Below are 9,113 nucleotides of genomic sequence, written 5' to 3'. Positions count from 1 at the left end.
TTGCTGCTGCGTCCCGATGCATAGAACACCGCGCGATTCGGATGCTCCAGCGCGCGCAAGCCTTCGCCAGCCAGCTTGAACGCTTCTTCCCACGCGATTTCGCGGTAAGTGTCGGTGGCGGCGTCGTAGCGCATCGGCGCGGTCAGGCGGCCGAAGCCTTCCAGCTCCCATTCTTCGCGCTGGCGCAGGGAAGTCAGCGTGTTCGCGGCAAAGAATTCCGGCGCGGCGCGGCGCTTGGTCGCTTCGTGCGCGACGGCCCATGCGCCCTGTTCGCAGAAGTCCACCGTCTTGCCGCCCGGCGTGTCCGGATAAGCGCAGCCGGGACAATCGATACCCTGCGGCTGGTTCAGTTTCGTTAGCGTGGACAACGCGGGGAACGGCCCGTTTTCCTGTAAGGCCTTCGCCGTACCGTGCAGCGAGCCAAGGCCGCCGGCTGGCTTGTCGTAAGGACGGATCGGAAACACGCGGTCGTTCATGAGTATTTAGCAAAAAGGTAAGAGGCGGCACTATACCATGGCCTGCATGCTGTATTTGCGTACAGTATAATTTTGCCATGCAAGGTTTTATTCTTACCCGCCATTGGCGCGACACCCGCGACGGCACTGAAATCGAGTTCTGGCTCGCGACGGACGAAGGCCCGCACAAGATCGTGCTGACAGCGCAGCCGTCCGTGGCCTTCGCCGAAGTTGGCCTGCGTTCGGCCATCGAGTCGCAGCTGGAGGGATTGCGCGGCATCGATCTGCGCGAACTGCCGCTGAAAACCTTCCAGCACGAGCCGGTGGTCGGGGTGTACGCCACGCATTACAAGCAGTTGCTGGCGCTGGAGAAGAAGTTGCGGGAGCGCGGCATTCCGCTGTACGAAGCCGATATCCGCCCGCCTGAGCGCTTCCTGATGGAGCGCTTCATCACGGCTGGCGTGGAGGTGGACGGCGACCGCATGAAACCCGCGCCCGCCTACCGTCCCAAACTGAAGATGGTTTCGCYGGATATTGAAACCAGCGCCTTCGAGGATCTGTATTCCATTGCGTTGGAAGGCTGCGGGCAGCGCCAAGTGTACATGCTGGGCCAGCCGCCTGTCGATCAGCCGCAGCAGGACTTCTCGCTCGAATACTGTGAAACGCCGCGCCAGCTGATCGAAAAGCTCAACGCCTGGTTCCGCGAGCACGACCCGGATGTGATCATCGGCTGGAGCGTGGTGCAATTCGACTTGCGCGTGCTGCAGAAGAACGCCGACAAATACAAGGTGCCGCTGCAATTGGGCCGCGAAAGCCGCACTATCGACTGGCGCCAGCACGGCATGCGCGAGGGCTATGTGTTCGCATCCGTACCGGGCCGCATCGTCATCGACGGCATAGAGGCCTTGCGCGCGGCCTCGTGGAGCTTTTCTTCCTTCAGCCTGGAGAACGTATCGCAGGTTATGCTGGGCGAGGGCAAGGACATCGGCGACGCCTACGACAAGATGGCCGAGATCGAGCGCCGCTTCCACGAAGACAAACCGGCGCTGGCCTACTACAACCTGAAGGACTGCGAACTGGTCACGCGCATTTTCGAGAAAGCCAGGCTGATGGCCTTCATTCTCGAACGCGCCCACGTTACTGGCCTGGAGCCGGACCGCATGGGCGGCTCCATCGCGGCCTTCAACTTCTGCTACCTGCCGCGCATGCACCGCGAAGGTTTTGTGGCGCCGAATGTGGGCGAGGTGGCGCCGCAGCCATCGCCGGGCGGCTTCGTACTGGATTCAAAACCGGGGCTGTACGACTCGGTGGTGGTGCTGGATTATAAGAGCCTGTACCCATCCATCATCCGCACCTTCCTGGTCGATCCGGTCGGCATGGTGGTCGGCATGGCGGAAGAGGGGAAGGTGGACACGGTACCCGGCATGCGCGGTGCGGCCTTCTCGCGCGACCGCCACTGCCTGCCGACCATCACGACCCAGCTATGGCAGGGCCGCGACGCGGCCAAGCGCGAAAAGAACGAAGCACTGTCGCAGGCACTGAAGCTGCTGATGAATTCCTTCGTTGGCGTGCTGGGTTCAACGGAATGCCGCTTTTACCATCCCAAACTGATTTCGTCCGTCACGCTGCGCGGTCACGCCATGATCAAGCGCACCGTGGAGCTGGTGGAAGAGGAGGGCTATGACGTCATCTACGGCGACACCGATTCCATTTTCATCTGGCTCAAACGCCGTCACGGCAACGACGAGGCGATGGCCGTTGCGCGCCGCCTGGTCGACAAGATCAATACCTGGTGGCGCACTCACCTGCGCGAAGAATTTGATCTGGAGAGCCATCTCGAAATCGAGTTCGATACCAACTACCAGCGCTTCTTCATGCCGACGATTCGCGGCACGGACATGGGCAGCAAGAAGCGTTACGCAGGGTTGACCGGCGAAGGCGAAATGATTTATCGCGGCCTGGAGGTAGCCCGCAGCGACTGGACCGTGCTGGCGCAGCAGTTCCAGCAAGGCTTGTTCAAGTTGGTCTTCAATTCCGAACCGTACGAGGACTTCGTACGCGAGTATGCGCGCAAGACCTTGTCCGGCGAAATGGATGAACTGCTGGTCTACCGCAAGCGCCTGCGCCAGCGGCTGGACGAATACCAGGTCAACGTGCCGCCGCAAGTGCGCGCCGCCCGCATCGCCGACGAATACAACGCCAGCATGAAACGCCCCCTGCGCTACCAGAACGGCGGCTGGATCAGCTACGTGATGACCAGGAACGGCCCCGAGCCGCTGGAAGTCCAGCGCTCGGCCATCGACTATGAGCACTATCTGAGCAAGCAGCTGGAACCGATTGCCGACTCCATCCTGCTTCCCCTTAACAGCAGCTTCGCCAGCCTGACCACGGCGCAGGGCAATCTGTTCTGATTCCGGATTGTTGATCATCGCAAAAGAAGCAGTGCTCGGAGGAAATCCCTGATCGCCCAAACTGCGACGCGCACCTACTTTCACCTGTTGTTGGCAAGCTCCTGCAAGACTTTCATATATCCGCTAGGATAGTGTGTCGCTTTGACATATTGTTATAATTTGTCGAGCCACCAAGGCAGTGCCCCCATCGCATTAACCTTTGATTCAGGTGAATATGGCCCAGGTACGACAAGCGCAAACCCGACCGGCACCGCGCAGTGCGGAAACGGCGCTCGAGCTAGCTCTCGATGCCGTCCTCTCCCGCCAGCGTGAAGATGGCCACTGGCTGTATGAGCTGGAAGCGGACTCCACGATCACCGCTGAATATGTCCTGCTCGTCCATTATCTTGGCGAAGCCCACAACCCCGAACTGGAAGAACGCATGGGCCGCTATTTGCGGCGCGTGCAGGGCCGCGATGGCGGCTGGCCCCTGTTTCATGATGGCGCGGCCGATATCAGCGCCAGCGTGAAGGCCTACTTCGCGCTGAAGATGCTGGGCGACTCGCCGGACGCGCCCCATATGCAGCGGGCGCGCGCCCGCATCCTGGAATTGGGCGGCGCCGAAAACGCCAACGTCTTCACGCGCACGATGCTGGCGCTGTATGGCATCCTGCCTTGGCGCAGCGTGCCGATGATGCCGGTGGAGCTGATGCTGCTGCCGGTCTGGGCGCCATTCCATATTTCGAAAGTCTCTTACTGGTCGCGTACCGTGCTGGTGCCGCTGCTGGTGCTGAATAGCCTGCGTCCCGTGGCCCGCAATCCGCGTGGCGTGAAGATCGACGAATTGTTCATACATCCAGCCGAGAAGGCCGATTTGCCGCCTTGCGCGCCGCATCAGCACCGCGGCTGGTACGCCATATTCCGCGGCATCGACGTGGTGTTGCGCGCTGGCGAAAAACTGATTCCAAACGGCTTGCGCCGGCGCGCCTTGAAGAAGGCCGAGCAGTTTGTGCGCGAGCGTGTCAACGGTGAGCATGGCCTCGGTGCGATTTTTCCGGCCATGGTTAATGCTGTTTTAATGTTCGATGTGCTAGGCGTGCCGGCTACCGATCCTGATGCGGAGGTAGCGCGCAAATCCATCGATCTGCTGCTGGTGGACCGCGAGGACGAATCCTATTGCCAGCCTTGCCTGTCGCCGGTGTGGGATACGGCGCTGGCCTGCCACGCGTTGCTGGAGGTGTCCAGCTCCAAGGCTTCGGCGGCGGCTGCGCGTGGCCTGAACTGGCTGCGCAGCCTGCAGGTGCTGGATCATCGYGGCGACTGGACGGTGCGTCGTCCGGACGTGCGCCCCGGCGGCTGGGCCTTCCAGTACGAAAACGCCTATTATCCGGACGTGGACGATACCGCCGTTGTGGCCATGGCCCTGCATCGCTTCACGCAAACGCTGGGCGAGCACGTGCCGCATGACGACCCCAAACTGCCGCCATCGAAGGACGCCATCGAGCGTGCGCGCGAATGGGTGGTGGGCATGCAGAGTTCCAATGGCGGCTGGGGCGCTTTCGAGCCTGAGAACACGCACTACTATCTGAATAACATTCCGTTTGCCGACCACGGCGCCTTGCTTGACCCGCCAACGGCGGACGTGTCGGCGCGCTGCCTGTCCATGCTGGCGCAGATGGAGGGCGGCGTCACCAGCCCGGAAGCGCAGCTGGCGCTGAATTACCTGCTGGACGAGCAGGAAGACAATGGCAGCTGGTTCGGCCGCTGGGGCACCAATTATGTGTACGGGACCTGGAGCGTGCTGTGCGCGCTGAATGCCGCTGGCCTGGATGCGGACCATCCAGCCATGAAGCGCGCGGGCCAATGGCTGCTCAGCGTCCAGAACGACGACGGCGGCTGGGGCGAAGGCGGCGACAGCTACCGCATTGACTACAACGGTCACGAGAATTCGATCAGCACACCATCGCAAACGGCATGGGCCATCATGGGCCTGATGGCGGCAGGCGAGGGCGATAACGAAGCCATTGAGCGCGGCATCGCCTATCTGGTTTCCACGCAGCGCGAAGACGGCACCTGGGAAGAGGAACACTTTACGGCTGTTGGCTTCCCGCGCGTGTTCTACCTGCGCTACCACGGCTACGCGCATTACTTCCTGCTGTGGGTCCTGGCACGCTACGCCAACCTGCGCCGCGACGGAGCCGCTCCAACGCGCTGGGGGATGTGATCGGCGCGCCTGTCCTTGTCCTCACGGGCATGGCGTTCGAAGCGCGCATCGCCGATGCGGAAGTGATCTATGGCCTGCGCGGCGAGGCGCTGGAGCGCGCTTTAACTGCGCGTTTGCAGCAGCCCTGCGCGGGGCTGATCAGCTTTGGCGTGGCGGGCGGGCTGGCGCCTTCATTGAAACCCGGGGCGATCGTCATCGCTGACCGCATCTCGACGCTTGCCGAAACAATTCCTACCGATTCGCTCTGGACCGCCGAGTTGCTGCGCGCTTTGCCGGGCGTGGCGTTGGGGCCGTTGGCAGGCGTGGATGCGCCGATCGCGGCGGTGGACGACAAGGCCGGCATGTACGCAGCGCTGGGTGCGCTGGCGGCGGATATGGAATCGCACATCGGCGCCCGCGCGGCGCGGCAGGCTGGCGTGCCGTTCGCCGCCTTGCGCGTGGTGATCGATCCGGCTGAGCGTCCCGTTCCGCCGGCTGCGGTGGCGGCATTTGGCGTCGATGGGCGGACTGACGTCAGTGCGCTATTAGGCAGCCTGTTGACGCGTCCCACGCAATTGGGAGCACTGATGCGGCTGGGCCGCGATTCCGCGCAAGCGCGCACCGCGCTGGGCCAGGTGCGCGCGCGGCTGGGTGAGCGTTTCGCCCTGCCGGACGCGCTGGCCTGAGCCGCGCGGCCCGCGTGCGCCGGCGCGAATGCGTGCCCGTCAGCGCGCCGCCGGCTGTTGCGGCGCCGGCTCGGCAGGCTGCTGCTGTGGCGGCGGCACCGGTGTGGCGCCGGACTGTGGCGCCTCGGCTGGCTTGCCCTCATCCGGTTCCTCATACTGCGGCAGGCCGCCTTCCTTACCCTGTCCCAGACGGTTGCGGCGCTGCTGCATATAGGCGTCGCGCACGAAGGTGTATTTATCCAGCGCCGCCTGCTCCAGCAAATCCGTGGCACCCAGATAATTGGCGCGCGTATTGACGATGTTCACCGCGCGCATGGGAATCGCGTAATCCGAATCCACATAGGTCACAGGATCAAAGTACATATCCACGCCCACGCCCACGCCATCGCGGAACGAGCTGGGACCGAACAGCGGCAGCACCAGGTAAGAGCCTGAAGGCAGGCCCCAGGTCCCCAGCGTCAGGCCGAAGTCCTGTGAATGCTTGGGAATGCCTGCCTGTGTGGCGAAATCCAGAATACCAAGCAGGCCGAAAGTAGTGTTCATCGCCACCCGCATCAGGCTTTCGAAACCATCGCCCACTTTCCCCTGCAGGAAGTTATTGACCGTATTGCCCACGTCGCCCAGGTTGCCGAAGAAGTTCGTCACGCCCGTGCGGACGAAGGATGGTGTGACGGACTGATAGCCCTGCGCCACCGGCTTCATGACATGCGTGTCCAGCGTATCGTTAAAGCTGAACATGCTGCGGTTGAACGATTCCAGCGGATCGCCCGGAGTAGGGCTTTGCACGGTGGCGCAACCGCCCAGCAGGGCGCACAGGATCACGGCGGAACAACTAGTCGTTGGCTTCATGGAGGTCAATCCCCGACAGAGGTTTTGCGGCCCGCACTGCTCACCAGTTCCAGGCTGCCCTCGTCGTCCTGCAGATCCGGCGGGATGGGCGTGCGCACGGTATCGCGCGGACGGCCCAGCAGGATAGGCTGGAAGAAAACGGCGCCAATCAAGGTACACGCAAGCGCCAGGGCCAGCAGCTGGCCCATACTGGCCGTGCCGGGGTGATGTGAAAAACTCAGACTGCCGAACGCCGCGGCGGTGGTGGCTGCGCTGAACAGCACCGCATGCGTCAGGCTCGATTGCAGCAAATGGGTCTGGCCCGCGCGCCAGGCCATCACATAATAAATTTTGAAGGCGACGCCAACGCCAAGCAGCAGCGGCAGCGCGATCACATTGGCGAAATTCAGCGGCAGGTCGATCAGCACGCAGACTTCCAGCGTGACCAGGGTGGATACCAGCAGCGGCACCAGCGTGCGCAGCACGTCGCCGAAGCGGCGCAGCGTAATCCACAGCAGCAGGGTAATCGACAGCAGGGCATAGCCGGTGGCCTTGCCGAAGGCGCCCATGATGGTGTCGGCCGATCCGCGCACGGAAATCGGACCGCTGGCAGCGCGCGGATCGGCGCGCAATACGGCATCGATGAACTGGTCGAGCGTATCGGGGAAATCGTCGCTGTCCGGCGCCGGCAGGCGCGGCGTAATCGAGACGAGGGCGCGGCCATCCGGTGTGACCCAGTCGCGCACCAGGGCCGGCGGCACATCCTTCACGCTGACTGGCTGCGCTTGCAGGGCCAGTTGCAGGCGGGCTAGCGACAAGCGCAGTGGCAGCGCGATCGCCGCTTCGGCGCGGTCACGCTGGCGGGGATCGGCGCCGGCCAAGCGCTGCACGGCTTTGGCGAGGCGCAGGGCAGGAGCACTGCCGGCGCCGGGATGATCTTCCGCCGCCAGTTCCAGCTGGCTGCCCAGGCGCTTCAGAGCTGCGACGCGCAGGGCATCGCTGGCTGCGGCGGCCGTCGGCTGGGCCAGTATTGGCGACAGTACGGCCGAAGCGGCGGAAATCAGCGGCAGCTTGGCTTCCTGATCTTCCGGCACAAGACTGTACAGGGTGATGGTGCGCAGGACTTCCGGCACGGCAGCCAGGCGCTTCGCCGTTTTTTGCGCATCGTCCAGCGAAGGCGCCAGCACGCTGACGTCTTCCGTACCCGCTTCCGGCGCATCGGCCAGCGCGCGCAGCGTGGCCATCGATTCGGAATTCGGATCTTTCAGGTTGAGCGGATCGAAGTCGAAGCGCAGATGGGTCAGCAGAGGCACACCGGCCAGGATCAGCACCCCTGCGCCGATCAGCACCGCATTGCGGTGGCGCTCAAAGAATTCGTCGGCGGGAGCCAGCCAGCGCACCGAAGGCAGCGTTGGCTCGCCGTGCGGACGGAAGACGCTGATCAGCGCCGGCAGCAGTGTCAGCGTGAAGAAGAAGGCTACCAGCATACCGGCACCGGCGATCAGCCCCAGCTCCGCCACGCCGCGATAATCGGTAGGCAGGAAGCAGAAGAAGGCGAGGGCGGTGGCCGCAGCGGCCAGTGCCAGCGGCCCGCCTGCCACGGCGGCGCTGCGTTCCAGTGCCAGATGCAGGGTAGGGTGCTCGTGGCGCTCGGCGCGGTAACGCACGCCGAACTGGATGCCGAAGTCSCCGCCCAGGCCGATGAACAGTACGGCGAAGGCCACCGAAATCATATTCAGCGAGCCGACCATGGCCAGGCCCAGGGCCGCTGTCACGATCAGGCCTGCAATCAGGCTGATAAGCACGGCGGCGATCAGTTTGGTCGACCGCAGTGCCAGCCAGAGGATGACGATCACCAGCAGCAGGGTCAGAACGCCGTTCAGGATGGCGCCTTCCGCCACGGACGCGAATTCCTCGTCGGCCAGCGGCTGCGGACCGGTCAGGCGTACCGTTGCGTTGAATTTGCGCGACAGGTCGAGCCGGGCCGCGCTGGCGCGAATCAGGTCACTGRCATCGCCACCGGCGGCGAGGTTGGCGAAATCGAGTTTTGGTGTGATGGCGACGAAGGCGCTGGCTTGCGTCGGCTTGTCTTTTGGCTGAGTATCCAGGTCCATCCACGACAGGGCGGCGTGCTGGCCGGCCAGTGTGCCTTCAATCGCCGCGGCGCTGCGCTCGAGCAGGCTGGCCATGTCCTCCAGCTTGACCTGGCCTAATTGCAGAGGCAGGGCCAGCGTGGTGGACAAGGTATCGGACAAGCCGCGCAGCGAAGGGTCGCGCTGTAGAAGCCCAATCAGCGGCTTGGCTTCCTGTAATTGTGCGGTGAGCTTTTGTACCTCTTCGGTGGGCAGGAACATCAGGCCCGCGCGGCCGAAATATTCACCGCCGCCGGGACGGCTCACGGTGCGGAATCGTTGGGTTTGCGTTTCCAGATCAGCAGCCAGTGCGTCGGCAGCGGCATCGGCCAGTTCGCGTGCGGGCGCCTGCACCACGGCCAGGATCATCTGGCGCCGCTGCGGGAAGGCTTTATCGATGGCAGCGTCACGCAGAGCCC

At 63.6% G+C, this 9,113-nt stretch carries 5 protein-coding genes and 1 pseudogene; 3 read left to right on the top strand and 3 right to left on the bottom strand.

The annotated features are described in order from the left end of the window. A pseudogene (locus AB4Z11_RS13500) lies at window positions 1–476 on the bottom strand (CbbBc protein); the annotation flags it as partial. Window positions 477–553: 77 nt separating this feature from the next. Here AB4Z11_RS13500 and AB4Z11_RS13495 point away from each other — a divergent pair. From AB4Z11_RS13495 to AB4Z11_RS13485, 3 genes are all read left to right on the top strand, one after another. Next, window positions 554–2,866 carry a DNA polymerase II gene (locus tag AB4Z11_RS13495; protein WP_442025765.1) on the top strand — a complete coding sequence of 771 codons (2,313 nt, stop codon included), beginning with the start codon at window positions 554–556 and terminating at the stop codon, window positions 2,864–2,866. A gap of 214 nt (window positions 2,867–3,080) precedes the next feature. Continuing rightward, window positions 3,081–5,069 carry a squalene--hopene cyclase gene (gene shc / locus AB4Z11_RS13490; protein ID WP_442025764.1) on the top strand — a complete coding sequence of 663 codons (1,989 nt, stop codon included), beginning with the start codon at window positions 3,081–3,083 and terminating at the stop codon, window positions 5,067–5,069. Then, the gene (locus tag AB4Z11_RS13485) at window positions 5,066–5,734 is read left to right on the top strand and encodes a phosphorylase (RefSeq protein WP_442025763.1); all 669 of its coding nucleotides are present in this window, start codon (window positions 5,066–5,068) and stop codon (window positions 5,732–5,734) included. The genes shc and AB4Z11_RS13485 overlap by 4 nt, the downstream gene beginning before the upstream one ends. Window positions 5,735–5,773: 39 nt before the next feature. Here the strand turns inward: AB4Z11_RS13485 and AB4Z11_RS13480 are convergent, their stop codons facing one another. Together AB4Z11_RS13480 and AB4Z11_RS13475 are read right to left on the bottom strand one after the other, a co-directional pair. Then, the gene (locus AB4Z11_RS13480) at window positions 5,774–6,583 is read right to left on the bottom strand and encodes an MlaA family lipoprotein (RefSeq protein ID WP_442025762.1); all 810 of its coding nucleotides are present in this window, start codon (window positions 6,581–6,583) and stop codon (window positions 5,774–5,776) included. Between the two features lie 5 nt (window positions 6,584–6,588). Further along, a partial coding sequence (locus AB4Z11_RS13475; RefSeq protein WP_442025761.1) for an MMPL family transporter occupies window positions 6,589–9,113 on the bottom strand: 2,525 nt, incomplete at its 5' end.

This window comes from Pseudoduganella sp. RAF53_2 (assembly GCF_052113985.1).
Lineage (GTDB): Bacteria > Pseudomonadota > Gammaproteobacteria > Burkholderiales > Burkholderiaceae_D > Rugamonas.
The sequence above is the reverse complement of the archived record's forward strand: the minus strand, read 5'-3'. Positions and strand labels throughout refer to the sequence as shown.